Annotated in this window: 16 protein-coding genes and 1 riboswitch; of the genes, 14 read left to right on the top strand and 2 right to left on the bottom strand. The window is 45.6% G+C overall.

Features of this window, described 5'->3' with window-relative positions:
- Window positions 1-39: 39 nt before the first annotated feature.
- The 5 genes from ADA42_RS11370 to lpxC all read left to right on the top strand — a co-directional run bounded on the left by ADA42_RS11370 (window position 40) and on the right by lpxC (window position 5,501).
- Window positions 40-969, top strand: coding sequence for a D-alanine--D-alanine ligase (locus tag ADA42_RS11370; RefSeq protein WP_004944800.1), 930 nt, complete (start codon window positions 40-42; stop codon window positions 967-969).
- 2 nt (window positions 970-971) lie between these two features.
- Window positions 972-1,826, top strand: coding sequence for a cell division protein FtsQ/DivIB (locus ADA42_RS11375; RefSeq protein ID WP_048765279.1), 855 nt, complete (start codon window positions 972-974; stop codon window positions 1,824-1,826).
- A gap of 63 nt (window positions 1,827-1,889) precedes the next feature.
- The gene (gene ftsA, locus ADA42_RS11380) at window positions 1,890-3,152 is read left to right on the top strand and encodes a cell division protein FtsA (protein WP_004933909.1); all 1,263 of its coding nucleotides are present in this window, start codon (window positions 1,890-1,892) and stop codon (window positions 3,150-3,152) included.
- Window positions 3,153-3,317: 165 nt separating this feature from the next.
- Window positions 3,318-4,487, top strand: coding sequence for a cell division protein FtsZ (gene ftsZ / locus ADA42_RS11385; RefSeq protein ID WP_004933913.1), 1,170 nt, complete (start codon window positions 3,318-3,320; stop codon window positions 4,485-4,487).
- 111 nt (window positions 4,488-4,598) lie between these two features.
- Complete coding sequence (lpxC, locus tag ADA42_RS11390) at window positions 4,599-5,501, top strand: UDP-3-O-acyl-N-acetylglucosamine deacetylase (RefSeq protein WP_004933914.1); 903 nt, start codon at window positions 4,599-4,601, stop codon at window positions 5,499-5,501.
- Window positions 5,502-5,598: 97 nt separating this feature from the next.
- Here lpxC and ADA42_RS11395 read toward each other — a convergent pair whose 3' ends face one another.
- Window positions 5,599-6,039 carry a hypothetical protein gene (locus tag ADA42_RS11395; RefSeq protein ID WP_004933917.1) on the bottom strand — a complete coding sequence of 147 codons (441 nt, stop codon included), beginning with the start codon at window positions 6,037-6,039 and terminating at the stop codon, window positions 5,599-5,601.
- A 110-nt stretch (window positions 6,040-6,149) separates the two neighbouring features.
- Between ADA42_RS11395 and ADA42_RS11400 the strand changes: the two genes are divergently transcribed.
- The 9 genes from ADA42_RS11400 (at window position 6,150) to recJ (ending at window position 19,393) form a co-directional block, all read left to right on the top strand.
- Window positions 6,150-6,845, top strand: coding sequence for a M23 family metallopeptidase (locus ADA42_RS11400; protein WP_004933921.1), 696 nt, complete (start codon window positions 6,150-6,152; stop codon window positions 6,843-6,845).
- Window positions 6,846-7,159: 314 nt separating this feature from the next.
- Window positions 7,160-9,874 (top strand): pyruvate dehydrogenase (acetyl-transferring), homodimeric type, encoded by a 2,715-nt coding sequence (gene aceE, locus ADA42_RS11405; protein ID WP_004933924.1) that lies wholly within the window; start codon window positions 7,160-7,162, stop codon window positions 9,872-9,874.
- A gap of 3 nt (window positions 9,875-9,877) precedes the next feature.
- Complete coding sequence (locus tag ADA42_RS11410) at window positions 9,878-11,863, top strand: 2-oxo acid dehydrogenase subunit E2 (RefSeq protein WP_048765280.1); 1,986 nt, start codon at window positions 9,878-9,880, stop codon at window positions 11,861-11,863.
- Window positions 11,864-11,975: 112 nt separating this feature from the next.
- Window positions 11,976-12,145, top strand: a riboswitch (yybP-ykoY riboswitch).
- A 31-nt stretch (window positions 12,146-12,176) separates the two neighbouring features.
- Complete coding sequence (locus ADA42_RS11415) at window positions 12,177-12,752, top strand: TMEM165/GDT1 family protein (protein ID WP_004933930.1); 576 nt, start codon at window positions 12,177-12,179, stop codon at window positions 12,750-12,752.
- A 203-nt stretch (window positions 12,753-12,955) separates the two neighbouring features.
- Entirely contained in the window at window positions 12,956-13,972 is a 1,017-nt protein-coding gene (locus tag ADA42_RS11420; protein ID WP_004944810.1) for an AI-2E family transporter, read from the top strand.
- Window positions 13,973-14,101: 129 nt separating this feature from the next.
- Window positions 14,102-15,568 carry an IMP dehydrogenase gene (guaB, locus tag ADA42_RS11425; RefSeq protein ID WP_004933934.1) on the top strand — a complete coding sequence of 489 codons (1,467 nt, stop codon included), beginning with the start codon at window positions 14,102-14,104 and terminating at the stop codon, window positions 15,566-15,568.
- A gap of 116 nt (window positions 15,569-15,684) precedes the next feature.
- Window positions 15,685-17,019, top strand: coding sequence for a phosphoglucosamine mutase (glmM, locus tag ADA42_RS11430; RefSeq protein WP_004933937.1), 1,335 nt, complete (start codon window positions 15,685-15,687; stop codon window positions 17,017-17,019).
- An 11-nt stretch (window positions 17,020-17,030) separates the two neighbouring features.
- Complete coding sequence (gene pdxH, locus ADA42_RS11435) at window positions 17,031-17,687, top strand: pyridoxamine 5'-phosphate oxidase (protein ID WP_004933945.1); 657 nt, start codon at window positions 17,031-17,033, stop codon at window positions 17,685-17,687.
- A complete protein-coding gene (gene recJ / locus ADA42_RS11440) occupies window positions 17,687-19,393 on the top strand; it encodes a single-stranded-DNA-specific exonuclease RecJ (protein ID WP_048765282.1) in 1,707 nt (568 codons plus the stop codon). Before pdxH ends, recJ begins: the two co-directional genes overlap by 1 nt.
- Window positions 19,394-19,440: 47 nt before the next feature.
- On the opposite strand, the gene ADA42_RS11445 is transcribed toward recJ, so the two are convergent.
- Window positions 19,441-20,208, bottom strand: a complete 768-nt coding sequence (locus ADA42_RS11445; protein ID WP_004933950.1) for a putative porin — start codon at window positions 20,206-20,208, stop codon at window positions 19,441-19,443.
- Window positions 20,209-20,485 lie beyond the last annotated feature (277 nt).

Below are 20,485 nucleotides of genomic sequence, written 5' to 3' on the forward strand. Positions count from 1 at the left end.
TGGTCAGATTCAGTGTGCGAAAAATTTAAGGATAAAAACGTGTCAAATGCGTCAAAGTTCGGCAAAGTTGCCGTGTTGTTTGGTGGGAAATCAGCTGAGCGAGAAGTTTCTTTAGATAGTGGTCAGGCCGTACTCGATGCATTGTTACGTTCGGGTGTTCAAGCAGAAGCATTTGATCCTAAAGAACGTAGCGTCACCGAACTGGTGGGCTACGATCGCGCGTTTATCGTATTGCATGGTCGGGGCGGGGAAGACGGCCAGATTCAAGGTGTACTGGAATGGTTAGATATTCCTTATACCGGAACAGGTGTACAAGGCTCCGCGATTGGCATGGATAAAATTAAGACCAAGCAAATTTGGCAGGGCAGTGACTTACCGACTGCACCTTACCGGATTATCAATAAAGATTCAGATTTGAACGAAATTGTGGCGTCTCTTAACCTGCCTGTGATCATCAAGCCAGTACATGAAGGCTCAAGTATTGGCATGAGTAAAGTCGAAAAAATGGCAGACTTTGCAACCGCCATTGAAAAAGCAACCGCCCATGATGCCGTGGTAATGGCTGAACAATGGATCACGGGGCGCGAGTACACGATTGTGGTGCTCAATGGTCAAGCTTTGCCTGTCATTCGTTTGCAGCCACCTCAAGACGTGGCGTTTTACGATTACGATGCCAAGTATCAGCGTAACGATGTGCAATACGGTATTCCGTCGGGATTGTCCGATGCCGATGAAAAGAAACTACAAGCACTCACTTTGCGTGCCTTTCATGCCGTTGGAGCCAGTGGTTGGGGGCGTGTCGATGCGATGCAGGATGAGCATGGAAACTTCTGGTTGCTCGAAATCAATACTGTACCGGGAATGACCAGCCATTCGCTTGTACCAAAGGCTGCGCAGGCCGTTGGAATCGATTTTGATGCACTGTGCGTTGAAATTTTAGCGCAAACTCTTACAGGTTCGACACACTAAATATGGCTCAGCTTCCAGCATCCATGCGTCGTAAACGAGCGGCGATTACATCCATTCATGAAAAGCCACCCACGCGCAAGCAAAAGCTTGCCAATATTGGTGGCTGGATCTTGCTGTGTATTGCATTTCTGGTGCTGGCTGCTGGCGTGTTTGGTTTGTATAAAGTGATTACCGATGCAAAAATTGCCGATTTAGACATTGTCGGCACACGCTCTGGTATCGAGCAATCACAGCTTGAGCAGCATATACGACCCATCATCAAAGAAAATTACTTTACCTCGGATCTGGAGCAGATCCGCGACAAAGCACTAGAGATTTCTTGGGTAGATCGCGTAGTGGTATCACGTGCTTGGCCCAATAGTATTCGTGTACGGATTATGCCGCGACATCCAATTGCACGCTGGGGCACGGGTCGATTGCTCAGTGACAGCGGCGATGTGTATGCAGAAGCCGAGCTCAAAAACCATCCAAATTTACCGATGCTACATGGGCCAATCACCCAGTCGAAGGCCATGATGCGTCGCTATAACGAAATTAATCAATTATTCCAGCCCGTCAATTTACGTTTAACCGAGCTTTATCTCACCGAGCGTATGACGTGGTTTATGCAATTTGATTCTGGTCTGCGTATTATTGTGGATCAAGATCAAACCATGAGTAAACTGCAACGTTTAAGCCATCTGGCTCAAACTGACCTGAAACCAGTGTGGTCCAAAATCTCAGCCATTGATTTACGCTATAGAAATGGATTATCACTACAATGGAAAACAGGCACACCGCCTAAGATACTAAATGGTCAGTTTGTTGTAACGAGTGATGACACAAATGTTGCATCTGGAATAACAGCAAAGCCATAATGTTTGGCTTTAAAAATAACAGGCATTTTGCCATATTACACAACGAACGAATGGTAGTGAGTAATGAGTGAAGCTGTTCCCTCGATTGTTGCGATTGACATTGGGACGCATAAAGTTTCAGTTTTAATTGGTAAAGTTCACGCACCGGATAACATTCAAGTCATCGGGATGGCGACTGCACGCAACCGTGGCATGAATAAAGGAAAAATCGTCAGTCTCGATAAGGTCATTTCGGCAATTAAAAATGCAGTGGCTGAAGCAGAGAATATGGCGGAATGTCGTGTGCACACGGCATGGGTGTCAATTCCAACAACAGAATTACAAAGTTTTTATGCCTCTGGCCGAACGCCGATTGCCAAAGCCGACCACACCATCACCACCAATGAAGTGGTACGTGCCTTAGAGCTGGCCAAAGCCAGTCATGTCACGCCAGATTATTATTTGGCCAGTGCGGTGCCGTTAGGTTTTGAGCTCGACGACGAATCAGAGTGGGTACAAAATCCGATCAATATGTCGGCGCATAGCATGACCGGTCATTATCAGCTGATGATGATGCCGATCAGTATCATGCAGAATCTGGATCGAGCCATGAAAGGCGCCAACATTGGTGTTGAAAAGATGGTGGTGTCGTGTTTGGCGACTGCTGAAGCCAGCCTGCTCAAAGACGAAAAAGAATATGGTGTATGTTTGCTCGATATGGGTGCAGGTATTTCTAATCTTGCGGTATATTTAGACGGACGTTTAGCACTGGCACGTACTCTGCAGCGCGGTGGGGAAAATGTAACTCGTGACATTGCAGCAGTACTGCAAACCACCACGGAAGAAGCAGAACGTATTAAAATTCTGCATGGTTGCGTGGATTTGAGTGCGATCAAACCCGATCAGATGATTCAGGTACAAGCGATTGATGGGCCACAAACCATTAGTCGTATTGAGCTAGCAGAAATCATCATTGCACGCTATGAAGAGATTTTAGGTCAGGTTCGTGATGAACTTGAGCGTAGTGGTGCCATTCATGGTCTGTATCATGGTGTGGTTTTAACAGGTGATGCTTGTCAGATTGAAGGTATGGTGAGTCTGGCACGCCGTATACTGGGTGTTTCGGCACATTTAGGTAATCCGCCATTACAGGTGTATGCTGATGAACAGCATCAGGCGGCTATGCGTCGCTCGATGTATGCCACAGCTGCGGGCTTACTGATGTTTAGCCAAAGTGAACTGCAAGATACCGTTGAAGATTCTGAAGAGGTCGCCCAGCGTTCATTGTGGAATCGGGTTGCAAATGGTTGGAATACCTTAAATACCAAGTTGAAAGCCATCTTTTAAGGTGTATGTATTTTTGGACAATATTGTTGGGAAGTTGTAATAGAAAATTGTCGTACTTGACAAGGTCACTCTTGAGCAGCATCCTAAAAATGAAGTTTTATTAAAGATCAAGGCAGTATACGGGCTGAAGTGACTGCCAATATGAATTAGGGAACTCTACAGGTCATGGCCTCATTTGAATTTATAGAAGATGAACTAAGCGATAGCAACGGTCAAGCCCGTTTCACTGTGTTTGGTGTAGGTGGTGGTGGCGGAAATGCCGTACAGCACATGGTGCAATCCGACATCAAAGGTGTGAAATTTGTTTGTGCCAATACAGACAAGCAAGCTTTAGATAGCATGAATGCACCTTTTAAGATGCAGCTTGGTGAGCAAAGCACACGTGGTTTGGGGGCAGGTGCAAACCCAGAAGTGGGTCAGATTGCAGCAGAAGAAAGCCGCGAAATTATCCGCCAGCATTTAGAAGGCACCGATATGGTGTTTGTGACTGCCGGTATGGGCGGTGGAACCGGAACTGGTGCTGCGCCAGTTGTGGCCGAAATCGCACAAGAGATGGGCATCTTAACCGTTGGTGTAGTAACAACGCCATTTAACTTTGAAGGCCGCCGTCGTTTGCGTGCTGCCGAAAAAGGTATAGAAGCACTTGAGGCACATGTTGATTCATTGATTATTATTCCAAATCAGCGTTTGCTCAGTGTCTATGGCGACATCTCAATGCGTGATGCGTATAAAAAAGCAGATGATGTCTTGCTTAATGCGGTACGTAGTATCTTTGATTTAGTAGTCAATCGTGGTCACATCAACCTTGACTTCGCCGATTTGAAAACTGCCATGAGTACCCGTGGCTACGCCATGATGGGTGCTGGTTTAGGCCGTGGTGAAGATCGTGCGCGTCAGGCAGCTGAGCAAGCCATTCGCAGTCCGCTGCTCGATAATGTCAATATCATTAATGCCAAGGGTGTATTGATCAACATTACTGGTGGTGATGATATTACCTTGCGTGAAACCGAGATTATTACCGACGTGGTTAACCAGATTGTCGATCTTGATGAAGGCGAGATTTTCTACGGTACGGTATTTGACCCTGAAGCACGCGATGAATTACGTGTGACTGTGATTGCAACAGGGTTAACGCGTAATGCCTCTGAAGCAGAACCGCGTAAACGTCATGTTCAACATCATGTGAATGTACCAAGTGCACATACAACTGATGACGATGACGTACCAGCGATTAACAAGCGTCAGGGTGTTGAAGCGGCAGCTGCACCAAGCTCTTCACCACGCTCTTCACCGATGAGTATTCAGGATTATCTTAAAAATCAACAACGTAAATAATAACGTTATTGAGTTAACTAAAAGGTAGTGAGATTCACTACCTTTTTTATTTTTTATCAATAGCTAAATATGCTAACTTATATCGGTTTTTAGAGATAAAGTAAGCGTAGCATGTTGAAACAACGTACCCTCAAACGCGTGGTTAAGGCGAGTGGCATTGGTCTTCATAGTGGTCAGAAGGTCATGATCAATTTTTTGCCTCATGCAATTGACGGTGGCATTGTATTTCGCCGGATTGATTTAGATCCACCAGTCGACATTCACGCCGATGCTTTGCTCATTCAAGAAGCATTCATGTGTTCCAATCTGGTCATTGATAATGTCAAAGTGGGCACCATTGAGCATGTCATGAGTGCAATTGCAGGATTGGGAATAGATAACCTGATTATTGAAGTGTCTGCCTCGGAAGTCCCGATTATGGATGGTAGTGCAGGGCCGTTTATCTATTTATTGATGCAAGGTGAACTGTGTGAACAGGATGCCCCAAAAAAGTTTATAAAAATCTTAAAACCTGTTGAAGCCCTGATCAACGATAAAAAAGCCATTTTTACTCCGCACGATGGCTTTCAACTTAATTTTACCATTGATTTTGATCATCCAGCCTTTGCCAAAGAATACCAGTCAGCCACGATTGATTTTTCGACCGAAACGTTTGTATACGAGGTGAGTGAAGCACGTACATTTGGCTTCATGAAAGATTTGGATTACTTAAAAGCCAATAATCTTGCACTAGGCGCCAGTCTTGAAAATGCCATTGGTGTAGATGATACCGGTGTTGTGAATGAAGAAGGCTTGCGTTTTTCGGATGAGTTTGTACGCCATAAGATATTAGACGCCGTAGGGGACTTGTATTTGATGGGTCATCAGATTATTGCCAAGTTCGATGGCTACAAATCTGGTCATGCTTTAAATAACCAGTTACTTCGCAACGTACAAAGTGATCCAGCTAATTATAAAATTGTAACATTTGATGACGCACAGGATTGCCCAATTTCTTACGTAAACATCGGCTAAGTCATTGTCTCGCAGTTGTTATGTTATAGTGTAATTCTTTAAAGAGATAACTGCATCACAAATTTGACGCACCACGAGCCAGACCTAACGCTCGAGATTATTTTTTATTGCTTGCCAAACGTAGTAAAGCTTGGCTAAGCTTAGGGTCGCTCACCAAACCAGCAGCACCTTGTAACATATCTTGGGTTTCTGGTGGGAGAGAGGTAACTGACGGTGATGATGTTGGGGGAAGTTGCGATTTTGGTCGTAAACGCACTTGGAGTCGTTGCAGTTCGTGTAAGCCTTCTAGTTGAGCTAATTTCGTAATGTATTGTGTTTGAAGATAACCGAGCTGACTAATCATGGCCTGATTTTCGCCGGTGAGGGTCAAGACACCATATTGATAACAGACTACTTGCCATTTTTCAGGTTGCGGCAATAAGGGTTGAATTAATTTCGTAAGTTTTTGCCACTGTGCAACTTGCGTTGTAAGAAACGTTAAGTTTCCTGTTTTTATGTGTTTTCTTGTTTGTTGAAACACGTTTTTAGGTTCAGACATAGTCGTGACTCACTACAGGCAATGTCTCATCTTATACGCGTCATTCAATGGATATCAAGGAAGAGATCACGCAAGGAACTTTTAGTAAGAACAGTTTCACGAGGTTTTTTATGCATACGCGTCGAATTTTACTTGCTTTTTCTCTGGCAGCTTCTGCCGCATCAGTTGCTTTCGCTGATTACCAAACGATTGACCAGACAGATACATCATCCGACCGACTCGAACAGCTTTCCCGTACACTCAGTCAAGGTTCTTACACGCATCCAGACGATTTGGATATTCCCGGTAAGACACAGGTTTCAGTCACCTTACGAGAAAAAACAACTGAACTGAACAATCAAAGCATCGAAAAAAAGTACGGTAAATCCTCTTCTTCGCGTTATAGCGCCGCCTCAAATAACAGCCCTTACTCATGGTTAGTAACGCATCCATTGCCAGACATGGTGCGTGTCTCTTCGGAATTTGGTACACGAACTTTACTCGGCACCACACGCGCACATGAAGGAATTGATCTCTCTGCGCCAAGTGGTACACCGATCTATGCTTCTGGCCCGGGTATTGTGACCAAGGCGGGTTGGGGTACAGGTTATGGTCAATATGTCGAGATTAATCACGGCAACGGTTACCTCACACGCTATGCACATGCTTCACGCGTAATGGTACAGGTCGGTGACCGTGTAGGTGCGGGTGAGCACATTGCCAATGTTGGCTGTACAGGGCGCTGCACGGGACCACATTTACACTTTGAAGTGGTGAAAGACGGTCAGCGCAAGAATCCAGGTTCTTATCTTGCCATGTTGCCATAAGTTCTTTATATCCATCTGACTCCTGTTTTATTAAATCTTGCTTTACATAAATTCTTAACAATACACAAACCGCGCAAAAGTCGCGGTTTGTGTATTGTTAAGCCAAATTTGACTCTAACATCAAATTTCAAATACTCGTGTATAAAAAAACAGCTTTAATTGGCGTTTTTTTGTTATTTTGGGTTATAAAAAGTCAATCAGTATTTATTATCTAAATAATAGTGCCTATCTGTATTCACCTGCGGGGATAACTTGCATGGCGGTAAATATGATAAAAATACACCCTAGACAAAAGACTAAGGAAAAGGTGAACTATGGCGTTTTATGGTGATTCCGACGCACAAGAAACCCAAGAATGGCAAGATGCATTTGATTCGGTTTTACAGCACATGGGAACTGAACGTGCAGCTTTTTTATTGGAAAAGCTTTATCAACGCGCGATTGCGAAGCATGTTCCCATTCAACGCTTGAATACACCTTATCTCAATACAATTTCTGTGGATGAACAGCCTGCAATGCCGGGCGATCAAGACATGGAACGCCGTATTCGTGCATTGATCCGTTGGAACGCGTTGGCCATGGTACTACGTGCCAACAAAACAGGCGACGACTTAGGTGGTCACTTGGCCAGCTTTGCATCTTCAGCAACGCTTTACGACGTTGGATTTAACCACTTCTTCCGTGCCAACAGCGACAGCTTTGGCGGCGACATGATCTACTATCAAGGTCACTGTGCACCTGGTATTTATGCGCGTTCTTTTCTTGAAGGCCGTTTGACAGAAGACCAACTCAATAATTTCCGCCGTGAAGTAAATGGCAATGGTCTATCAAGCTATCCACATCCGTACTTAATGCCAGATTACTGGCAGTTCCCAACCGTATCGATGGGCTTGGGTCCAATCATGTCGATTTATCAAGCACATATTCAAAAGTACTTGATGAACCGTCGTCTGATCAAAGAAGAAGACCGTAAAGTCTGGGCATATCTCGGCGATGGCGAGATGGATGAGCCAGAAAGTACTGGTGCAATTTCACTGGCAGGTCGTGAGAAACTCGACAACCTGATCTGGGTAGTCAACTGTAACTTACAGCGTCTTGATGGCCCTGTACGTGGTAACGGTAAAATTATTCAAGAGCTTGAATCATTGTTCCGCGGTGCCGGATGGCGCGTGATCAAAGTGGTTTGGGGCCGTCATTGGGATCCACTTTTGGCCAAAGACACCTCAGGTGCACTTAAAGCAATTATGGATGAAGCAGTTGATGGTGACTACCAACGCTACCAAGTAAAAGGTGGTGCTTACACCCGTGCGCACTTCTTTGGTAAATATCCAGAAGCTGAAGAGCTGGTGAAAAACTTAAGCGATGAAGATATCGACAATCTGAATCGTGGTGGTCACGATCCGTACAAAGTATACGCAGCTTATGCTGAGGCAATGAAGAGCACTGGTCAGCCAACCGTTATTCTGGCAAAAACTGTGAAAGGTTACGGTTTGTCTGACGAAATTGAAGCGGTCAACAAAACGCACCAAATCAAGAAAATGCATGTTGACTCACTCAAATATGTACGTAACCGTTTTAACTTGCCATTTAACGATGAGCAATTAGAAGATCTGCCGTTCTATCGTCCTGCGGAAAACTCGCCAGAACTTAAATACATGAAAGCGCGTCGTGAGGCTTTAGGTGGTTATCTGCCTGCACGTCGTAAAGAAAGCGAATCTTTGGCGATTCCTGAAATTTCAGTATTTGACAGTGTGTTGAGCGGTAGCAACGGTAAAGAACAATCGACCACCATGGTGATGGTGCGTTTGATCGCGTCGTTGTTAAAAGAAAAAGCGATTAAAGATCGCGTAGTGCCAATCGTGCCAGATGAAGCACGTACCTTCGGTCTTGAAGGGATGTTCCGCCAGTTGGGTATTTATGCTGCTCATGGTCAGAAATATACCCCAGAAGACAATGAACAGCTCATGAACTACCGTGAAGCAAAAGACGGTCACATGTTGCAAGAAGGCATCAACGAAGCGGGTGCGATGAGTGCATGGGCCGCGTTGGCAACCAGTTATTCAACCAATAACTTGCCAATGATTCCGATGTACATGTATTACTCAATGTTTGGTTTCCAGCGTATCGGTGATATTGCATGGGCAGCAGGCGATGCACAGGCACAAGGTTTCTTGTTGGGCGCGACCGCTGGCCGTACGACGCTAAACGGTGAAGGCTTACAGCACCAAGATGGTCACTCGCATATCCTTGCAGGAACGATTCCAAACTGTATTTCTTATGATCCATGTTTCGGTTATGAGCTTGCAGTGGTCGTACATGATGGCTTGAAGCGCATGTATGTCAATCAAGAGCGTGTATTCTATTACCTAACGCTCATGAACGAAAACTACGAGCATCCAGAAATGCCAAAAGGCGCTGAAGAAGGCATCAAACGTGGTATGTACCTGTTTGAAAAAGATGAAAAAGCCACTGTTCAGTTACTTGGTTCTGGCGTGATCTTACGTGAAGTCATCAAAGCGGCGAAAATCTTGCGTGAAGAATATCAAATTCACTCAAATATCTGGAGTGTTACCAGCTTCAACGAGTTGGCGCGCGACGGTATGGCCTGTGATGAATACAACCGCTTGCATCCGCTAACCGAAGAAACCAAAGAATCTTGGGTATCTCAGCAGCTTCGTGGTACAGACGGTATCGTGGTATCGGCAACGGATCATATGCGTGCTTATAGCGAACAGATTCGTGCCTACCTCCCAGACAACCGTCCATACGTGACTTTGGGTACCGATGGTTATGGCCGTTCAGATACGCGTGCCAACCTACGTAGCTACTTCGGTGTCGATGCAGCTCACATTGTGGTGGCAACACTGAAAAAACTGGCTGATGAAGGTGAAGTAGAAAACCGTCTGGTGAAAGATGCGATTTCAAGCTTCGAACTCGAAACAGACCGTCCAGTTGCATGGGCGCCACAGACGCATCCAGAGGTTCATCCTGTGGCAGCGTATGAAGAACACTCAGGTGAGGGGAACTAAGACATGCAAGTGAAAACACCTGATATTGGCGTAGATAAAGCAACGGTTGCTGAAATCTTGGTAAAGGTTGGTGACACGATTTCTGAAAACGACAGCCTGATCTTGCTCGAATCGGACAAAGCATCGGTTGAAGTACCAAGTACAGCAGCTGGTGTGGTCAAACGTATTTTGGTTAGCCTTGGTGATGAAGTCACTGAAGGTACAGACTTGGTTGAGCTTGAAAGTGAGGGTGCAATGGCAGAACCTGCCGCTGCGCCAGCACCAGAAGAAAAACCAGTTGCACAAGAAGCAGCACCTGCACAAGAAGCACCAGCTGCACAGCCTGCTGCTGGCGGTGCAACTCAGGAAATTGAGGTTCAGGTTCCTGACATTGGTGTAGAAAAAGCAACAGTTGCCGAGATTTTGGTGAAAGTTGGCGACGAGATTGCCGAAAATGACAGTCTAGTTTTGCTTGAATCGGACAAAGCGTCGGTTGAAGTGCCAAGTACAGCAACAGGTACTGTGGTGTCTATTGCGATCAAAGAAGGCGACACGGTTCAAGAAGGTGTTGTGCTGCTTAAGCTTAAAACAGCGGGCGGTGCATCTGCTGCGCCTGAACAAGCACCTGCTGCATCAAGCACTAATGCACCTGCCAAAGAATCTGCGGCAGAAACGGCACAACCTGCTACTGAATCAAACGCACCTGCGGGTGATGTTGAGGTCAATGTTCCAGATTTAGGTGTGGACAAGGCTGCAGTGGCTGAGATTTTGGTCAAAGTGGGCGACAAAATCACCAAAGACGAAAGTATCGTGGTGGTTGAATCGGACAAGGCAACAGTTGAAGTTCCAAGTTCGGTTTCAGGCGTGGTTAAAGCCGTGCATGTTCAAGCCGGACAAGATGTTCAAGAAGGCGTACTGCTGATTACAGTTGAAGCCGAAGGCGCAGCGCCAAGTGCACCGAAAGCAGCACCAGCAAAAGCTGAAGCAGCACCTGCATCAGCGGCACCAAAAGCAGCGCCTACACCTGCTGCCAAAGCTGATCATGCAGCGCCACAGGCAAGCCAAGACAGCAAATTGACCAAAGAGCAAGAAGCTGAAAATGCCAAAGTCTATGCTGGTCCAGCTGTACGTAAACTCGCCCGTGAATTGGGTGTGGTGTTGGCACAGGTCAAAAATTCTGGTGAGCATGGTCGTCTGATTAAAGAAGACATTTATGCATACGTGAAGCAGCGCTTAACTGCACCAGTTGCTGCGCCAAAAGCAGCAGTGGCTGCAGTGGCATCAGGCTTGCCGTCATTGCCAGATTTCAGCGCATTTGGTGGCGTTGAAGAAAAAGCACTGACGCGTTTACAGCAAGTTTCGATTCCGCAATTGTCGCTCAATAACTTTATTCCGCAAGTGACTCAGTTTGATCATGCGGATATTACTGAGCTTGAAGCATGGCGCAATGACTTGAAGGGTAACTTCAAGAAAGAAGGCATCAGCCTGACCATCATGGCGTTTATCATCAAGGCTGTGGCACACCTGCTCAAAGAAGAGCGTGAGTTTGCTGGTCATTTGTCTGACGATGGTAAATCAGTACTGCTTCGCAACGAAATCCATATGGGGATTGCTGTTGCAACGCCAGACGGTTTGACTGTACCGGTACTACGTAACCCAGATCAGAAATCGATTAAGCAGATCGCGGTTGAGCTAGGTGTAATTGGTCAAAAGGCACGTGATAAGAAATTATCACCAAAAGACTTGCAAGGTGCCAATTTCACCATTTCAAGCTTGGGCGCGATTGGCGGAACAGCCTTTACACCGTTAGTGAACTGGCCACAAGTGGCGATTTTAGGTATTTCACCTGCTGCGATGCAGCCAGTATGGAATGGCAAAGATTTTGAGCCTCGCTTGATGTTACCGTTGTCATTGTCGTATGACCACCGTGTGATTAATGGTGCCGATGCAGCGCGTTTTACCAACAAGCTGACCAAATTGTTGCAAGATATCCGCAGCTTACTGATCTAAGTCATCGTTTATTTAAAAACCCTGCTTCGGCAGGGTTTTTTGATTTAAAGTGGTTGAATATGTGTTTCAGATCAAAGCAAATTGAAACTAGGCGATCAAACAGGTATAATCAATTCACTTCATTGGGGAGTAGCCTCTATTTACGCAATGTAAATAGGTGATGATCAACATAATTGTTCCACAGAACATGGTCATCATAGCTTAAACGCATACGTGTGTTTCCGAGTTGGCAAGACCTTTGGTTTATCGTTCTGCACATTTGGCTAGCAGGGGCGGTAAGTCATCGGTACGTTATGCTAGCCAGAGAACAGATATGCAAGAATTCCTGATTTCGACTTCTGTTGTTGCCCTTGCTGAAATGGGCGACAAAACCCAGCTCCTTGCGCTTTTACTCGCAGCCCGGTTCCGCAAACCTGTTCCTATCTTAATCGCGATTTTATTGGCGACCACCATTAACCATGGTTTATCTGCGGTATTAGGACAGTGGCTGACGACCGTCTTAAATCCTACCGTTATGGTGTGGGTATTGGCCATTGGCTTTATTGCAATGGCGCTGTGGATGCTGGTGCCAGACAAGCTCGATGACGAAACCGATAGCATCAATAAATGGCAACGCTTTGGGGTATTTGGCGCCACCTTTATTTTATTTTTCTTGGCAGAAATTGGCGATAAAACCCAGATCGCGACCGTTGCACTGGCAGCACGTTTTGACAGTGTGTTTTGGGTAATGCTCGGGACCACTGTCGGCATGATGATTGCCAATGCACCAGCGGTATTTATTGGCAACAAAATGGCCGATCGTTTACCTATTTCGCTCATTCACAAGATTGGCGCGGCTATTTTCTTAGTGGTGGGTGTATCTACACTGGTACAGCATTACTTCTTTTAAATTGCTATAAAAAATCAAGTCGACCTAAAAACGCGCAATCTCATGCGCGTTTTTTTCAAAAAGTCGTATCAGAAAAAATCGGATCATGTTTATTTTGCGCTAAAATAAATCATGAGTGAGCAGCGAAACTTACTCAAGCCTCATATAAAAAAATTCTTCAAGCATCAGAAATCTGTAGTGAACGCAGGAAAAAGGATTCATGTATGCCATTACTAAATGAGCGTCAGTGTGTAATTGCCAGTTATCTGATCATGACCATCAGTTTACTCATGATTTTACCGCTACATCTGTTGCCTGGGCTTTTGTCGGGTTTACTGGTTTACGCGTTGGTCACCAGTTTAAGTCCCTATGTCGAGCGCTTTTCCAATCGAAAGTATGGCCGTGTAACGGTGGTGGCATTATTTAGTGTGGTGATTATCAGTCTGTTGGTACTGCTCATGGTGAGTTTAAGTGCCTATGTGGTGCATGATTTACGCGGCGGTGGGCTGGCTGAGGTCAATGCCAATCTGGATGCCTTGCTCAAAAAATTTCAAAGTGAAGTGGGCGGGTATTTTCCTGGATTTGTACCTGAAAGTATCGATGAGATGAAAGATACTTTGCTGCGCTTATCCAAAGAGCATCTGATCACGTTGCAACATGCCGGAACCGATGTATTGCATGGTTTTGTCACCATGATTGTCGGCATGATCTTAGGTGCCTTGATTTCACTACATCCGAATCAAGACGAAAAAGACATGCCAATGTTTCGGCGCGTTTTTCTGCAGCGCTTAGATACGTTATACCGTGCCTTCAAGAATATCGTCTTTGCGCAGGTCAAAATTTCTCTGATCAATACGATTTTATCGGGACTGTTTATTTTCATTGCCTTACCGCTGATGGGAATGCATTTGCCTTTTGGAAAAACCTTGGTGATTTTAACCTTTGTATTTGGCCTGTTGCCCGTGATTGGTAACTTAATGTCCAATACCTTGATTGTTTTATCCGCCATGAGCGTGTCTTTTACTACGGCGGCCATTGCCCTGTTGTATCTGGTTCTGATTCATAAACTGGAATACTTCTTAAATGCCGATATTATTGGTCAGCGAATTAATGCCAAGGCGTGGGAGCTATTAATTGCGATGCTGGTATTTCAGGCCGTTTTTGGGCTGATTGGCTTGGTGGCTGCACCGATTTACTATGCATACTTTAAAAGTGAAATGAAAAAAGCGGAATTAATTTAATTATTTCAGCGCCTTCTGGGCGCTGATTGATGTAACAAGTGTTAGAATTTAAAAATTAGCGCAAGAAAAAATGAAATTTAAGCGCAAATTTGTTTATAATAGCTCACGGAAATTACCAGTGAGATTGTTATGCTGACCATCGTTCAAGAAGCGTTAACCTTCGATGATGTCTTATTACTCCCTGCCTATTCTACAGTTCTCCCAAAAGATGTCTCCTTAAAGACACGTTTGACTCGCGGCATTCAACTAAATATTCCACTCGTTTCGGCTGCAATGGATACCGTGACTGAATCACGTATGGCCATTGCAATGGCGCAAAACGGTGGTATCGGTATTTTGCACAAAAACATGGACATTGCAGCTCAAGCAGCTGAAGTTCGTCGTGTCAAAAAATTCGAAGCCGGTATGGTCAAAGATCCGATTACTGTAACCCCTCAAACCACCGTACGTGAATTGATTGCCATTACGCAAGCCAATAACATTAGTGGTGTGCCTGTGGTACAGGACGGCAAGGTTGTGGGTATTGTGACCGGTCGAGATACACGTTTTGAAACCAATCTTGAGCAACCTGTTAGCAATATTATGACCCCTCAAGATCGTTTAGTGACGGTGAAAGAAGGTGCGTCAAAAGAAAGTATTCAAGCGTTGCTTCAAAAGCATCGTATCGAAAAAGTCTTGGTTGTTGATGATCATCATGCCTTAAAAGGTCTGATCACCGTAACCGATTTTCGTAAAGCCGAGCTTTATCCAAACAGCTGTAAAGATGATTTAGGTCGTTTACGTGTTGGCGCAGCAGTCGGCACAGGTGCTGAAACCCCTGCACGTGTTGAAGCACTGGTCGATGCTGGTGCAGATGTGATTGTGGTCGATACCGCACACGGTCACTCAGCCGGTGTGATTGAGCGTGTACGTTGGGTGAAGCAGAACTATCCGCAAGTACAAGTGATTGGCGGCAACATCGCAACTGCAGATGCAGCCTTGGCATTGCTTGATGCGGGTGCAGATGCGGTCAAAGTTGGTATTGGTCCAGGTTCGATCTGTACCACGCGTATTGTTGCAGGTATTGGTGTACCTCAAATTTCTGCGATTGACAACGTGGCACGTGCCCTCAAAGGTGAAATTCCATTGATCGCAGACGGCGGTATTCGCTTCTCTGGTGATATGGCGAAAGCGATTGCGGCTGGTGCAAGCACCATTATGGTCGGATCTTTGATGGCAGGTACCGAAGAGGCGCCAGGTGAAGTTGAATTGTTCCAAGGTCGCTATTACAAAGCGTATCGTGGTATGGGTTCATTGGGTGCGATGTCGGGTGTGAGTGGTTCATCAGACCGTTATTTCCAAGACGCGAAAGCGGGTGTGGAAAAGTTGGTGCCGGAAGGGATTGAAGGTCGTGTGCCTTACAAGGGGCCAATGAGCGCGATTGTACATCAGATGATGGGCGGCCTACGTTCATCTATGGGTTATACAGGCTCTGCCGACATCGAAGCGATGCACCAAAATACCCAGTTTGTGAAAATCACAGCAGCAGGTATGCAAGAGTCACACGTTCACGATGTGACGATTACGAAGGAAGCACCGAACTACCGTATTGGTTAATTACCACTTACGGACCTCAGTGAAAAACGCCGTCAGTCCACTGACGGCGTTTTTGATTTGGTGTAAAGTAAACACATGGATGGTGGCGTCACCATAAAATGAAAAGTGAGTCAAAAATGAGTTATTTTGGAACCGATGGCATTCGTGGAAAATTCGGTGTAACGCCGATCACACCTGAATTTGCACTAAAGTTAGGGTTTGCCGCTGGAAAAGTATTAAAACGAACAAGTCCAATTCATAAACCCATTGTTGTTTTAGGTAAAGATACCCGTTTATCTGGCTATATTTTAGAGTCTGCTTTACAGGCCGGTTTAAACGCCGCAGGTGTTTATGTCCACCTACTCGGGCCGTTACCGACGCCTGCTATTGCACATCTCACACGTGCCTTACATGCCGATGCCGGTATTGTGATTTCCGCATCGCACAATCCTTATTTCGATAACGGTATTAAATTCTTTTCAGGTGAAGGCAAAAAACTGCCTGATGATTTACAAGATGCGATCAATCAGGAGCTTGAGCATGAGCTTTTGATTGAAGATACCGCCAATTTAGGTAAAAGTGTCCGTGTGAAGGATGCTAATGGTCGCTATATCGAGTTTTGTAAATCTACCTTTCCCTATCATTTCGACTTACGCAGTTTGACCATTGTGGTGGATTGTGCCAATGGTGCTGCCTACAATGTCGGGCCATCGGTGTTTCGTGAACTCGGTGCAAAAGTGATTGCGCTGTATAACGATCCGACGGGTATGAACATCAATGAACATTGTGGTTCGACCCATCCAGAAAACTTACAAAAGGCCGTGGTGCATTATAAAGCAGATTTAGGTATTGCCTTTGATGGCGATGCTGATCGCGTGATTTTAGTGGATAAATTCGGACAATTGGTCGATGGCGATCATATTCTGTATATTCTGGCGACCCAGGCCAGAAAGAAACCGGCAGGTATCGTCGGGACAGTGATGAGCAATATGGCGCTCGAGTTAGCACTGGCCAAAGCCGAAGTGCCATTTGTGCGTGCCAAAGTTGGTGACCGCTATGTGCTTCAGGCGCTTGAAGAAAATGAATGGGTGATTGGTGGTGAGCCATCTGGTCATATCTTGACACTCGACAAGAGCACCACGGGTGATGCCATTATTGCTGCCTTGCAAGTGTTGACTGTTATGGTTGAAAAAGGCAAAGCCTTGCATGAGCTTGTGGCTGGTTTTGAGCTGTTCCCACAGGTATTGGTCAATGTACGTCTGGATCAAATGATCGATCCGTATGCTATTCCTGAACTGGCACAGGAGTTTAATCAGGCCGAAGCACAACTTAAAGGACGTGGACGTTTACTGATTCGAAAATCAGGAACCGAACCTGTGATTCGTGTGATGGTGGAAGGCGATAACGAAGAAGAAGTGACGACCCTAGCGCATCGTTTAGCAGACTGCGTCCGTGAACATGCTGCTGCATAAGAGAGATTCAGATGACAGATACCATTAAAGATCTGAGTGAGCTGCGTTTAAGCTACGAAAAAGGGCAGTTAGATGAGGGTCAAGTGGATCCAAATCCACATGGCCAGTTTTTACAGTGGTTTAACCATGCCTTGCAAGAGAATTTTCTTGAACCCTATGCTATGTCACTGGCGACGTGTAACCGTGCTGGTCGGCCGCACGTTCGAACGGTTTTACTCCGTGGTGCGACTGAACAGGGGTATGACTTTTATACCAACTACGATAGCCAAAAAGGGCTTGATTTGGCCGAATCAGCCTTTGCTGAATTACTGTTTTACTGGCCGAGTCTTGAGCGCCAGATCCGTGTCAGTGGCAGTGTGGTCAAGATTCCAGAGGCTGAGTCGACGGCGTATTATCATAAACGCCCACGCGATAGCCAGATTGCAGCACATTTAAGTACGCCGCAAAGCGGGGTGATTGCAAGCCGTGAATTGCTTGAACAGCGCTTTAAGGCATTTCATGAGCAGGTGCAAGATCAGGCCGAGATTGAAAAGCCAGCCTTCTGGGGCGGTTATCGGGTACAGCCAGATCACTATGAGTTCTGGCAGGGTCGACGTAATCGGATGCACGATCGAATCAGCTATGACAAGCATGATGATCAATGGATCATGCAACGATTAATGCCTTAATGAACTTCGTTCAGATCAAGCAGCGCCCTTTACTCACGCCGCCAGAATCTTTTCAGGCGGTGCCTGAATTTCTTGCACAGATTTTGGCGCGACGCGGTGTGCAGTCCGAACAGGAACTGGATTTAAAGTTACGGCATTTGCTCAAGCCAGAACTCAAAGATTTGGCCACTGCAACAGCGTTGATCGATGCAGCGATTGATCGGCATGAGCATATTGTGATTGTGGGCGATTACGATGCAGACGGTGCGACCAGCACGGCATTGATGTGTTTGGTGCTCAAAGCGTTGGGCGCCCATGTCGATTATATCGTACCGGATCGTTTTAAATACGGTTATGGGCTGACGCCTGCAATTGCAGAACTGGCCGAAACCACTTTCGCACCAGATTTACTGATTACTGTAGACAACGGAATATCCAGTCATGCTGGAGTAGCGCGCGCGCAGGCATTAGGCATGCAGGTGATTATTACCGATCATCACCTCACCACCAAACAGCCACCCGATGCCGAAGCGGTGGTCAATCCCAATCAGCTTGAGTGTGCCTTTCCAAGTAAAGCCTTGGCCGGTGTGGGCGTGGCGTTTTATTTACTTGCGCATTTGTGTACTTTACGTCAGCAGCAACAAAAATCGAGCTGCAAAATCAGTCAATATCTGGATTTGGTGGCGCTGGGCACGTATGCCGATGTCGCGACGCTAGATTACAACAACCGGATTTTGGTCGATGCAGGACTCAAGCGTATTCAGCAACAGCAGTGTCGGCCGGGTATTTTAGCCTTGCTCGAGATTGCCAAGCGTGACGCTGCAACGCTTAAAGCACAGGATTTAGGTTTTGTGCTTGGGCCTCGTATCAATGCTGCTGGTCGGATGGACAGTATGAATATTGGAATTGAATGCCTGATGGCGCCAGATTTCAAAACGGCTTATCCAATTGCAGAGCAACTTAATCGGCTAAATCTAGAGCGCCGTCAAGTCGAAACTGAAATGAAACAGCAGGCACTGGGCTATCTGGAAACACTTCAACTCAATGAAACACAAATTCCACCAGCGCTGGTGTTGTTCGAAGAGAGTTGGCATCAAGGCGTGATTGGTATTGTTGCAGGGCGTTTAAAAGAGCAGTTTCATCGACCAACCATTGTGTTTGCACCCGATACCGATGGCGAGCACATCAAGGGCTCTGCACGTTCCATTGATGGTATTCACATTCGCGATACCATTGAGCAGGTGGCTGAGCAATATCCGCATTTGGTCAGTCATTTTGGTGGACATGCGGCGGCGGCGGGTTTAACGCTGAAAAAACATTATTTCGATGAGTTTAAACGTATTTTTACCCAGTATGTTGCTCAAATGGATGAATCTTTACTGGACGCGGTACTCTGGACAGATGGCGTTTTACCGATGTCTGCACACCAGCTCGATACTTTAAACTGGATTGAGCGTTTAGGCCCATGGGGACAAAAATTTCCTTACCCACAGTTTGAAGGCCGCTTTCAGGTGCTCGATTATCGCTGGCTCAAAGAACTTCATTTAAAGCTAAAGCTCTCGCTGGATCAGTACGGAACCGTAGATGCGATTGCATTTAATGCGGCACATCAATTCGAATTTGATCCGAGTATACCGTATGTCAATTTGGTCTATGAGTTAGATCGAAACGAATTTAACGGCAGTGTGAATTTGCAGCTTCGTATCCTACATTTAGATCAGACATAAAAAAACTGCTCCGAGGAGCAGTTTTTTTATAAGTCTAAACCGATTGCTTAGAAGCGATACGCTGCACGAACGCCATAGGTATTGTAGTTGTCGCCAAAACCAACACGACCTTCTACACTCACTTGCTGACTTAAGAATTTCTTGGCATTGATGCCCCATTCATCTTTGTCTAGTGTGTCATCATTATAATAATCTACACCTACACTAAGTGTTTTATCGAGATAGTAGTCGCCGCGTACGCTAAATTCGTCAAGATCACCAAAGCCGCCGTAGGCTTCAAGGTTTACGTCATGTTGACCAACTTGAGTGACATATTTGGCACGAATCGTTGGGTCTGCACCATCGTTTCCGCCTTTGACATCATAACCTTTAACACCCAACGCCACTAACAAACCAGGTGCTGGCAAATAACCCACTTCAGCGCCATATGTTGTTTTCTTACGTTCAGCATTAATATTGTCGTATTCAAGTTCTTGACGTGCCACATTACCGCTTACATAAAAATCGGTATTCGGGACGTAGTATTCAGCGCCTACACCGTATTGGGTATCTTTGGTGCCGCTGTTGTCGCCATATTTAACTTGTGCGCTTACATTACTTGCGCGGTCTAAAAACGCAGCTTCAGCCAGTGGAGAATTACGCGTTTGAACAGGATTAAAATAGTAGGTGCCATCTACACCAAATTTAGTTACGCTGCTGCTGTTGTCCGGGTCTAGGTAATCAAGTGATCCGCCTACCTCAGCTTGGTATGCATGCGCAGTGCCAACCAACGCGAGTGAAGATAAGAGTGCCGATGCCAGTGTTAACTTTTTCATGGAAAATCTCCCCTCCAAAAAATAATAATTAATGTTTTGTTACAACTTTCAGTCTAGTGAAAAATTTTAGTGCGTCAATTAGGCCAACGTAACCGAACGGTAATAATGTGGAATTCGTGTAATTAAATATTTTTAAGTTTTTGATATTCTATAATAAATATAAAATGTTTTGTTTTATTAAAAGCTAGAGGGTTTTGTGAAGTTATCACGAATATGCACAATTAATCATCAATATTGTGACCAATTGTATTTAAAACGCACCAGTTTAGACCTCCAC

It is taken from the genome of Acinetobacter sp. 243_ASPC (assembly GCF_001054715.1).
GTDB lineage: Bacteria > Pseudomonadota > Gammaproteobacteria > Pseudomonadales > Moraxellaceae > Acinetobacter > Acinetobacter soli.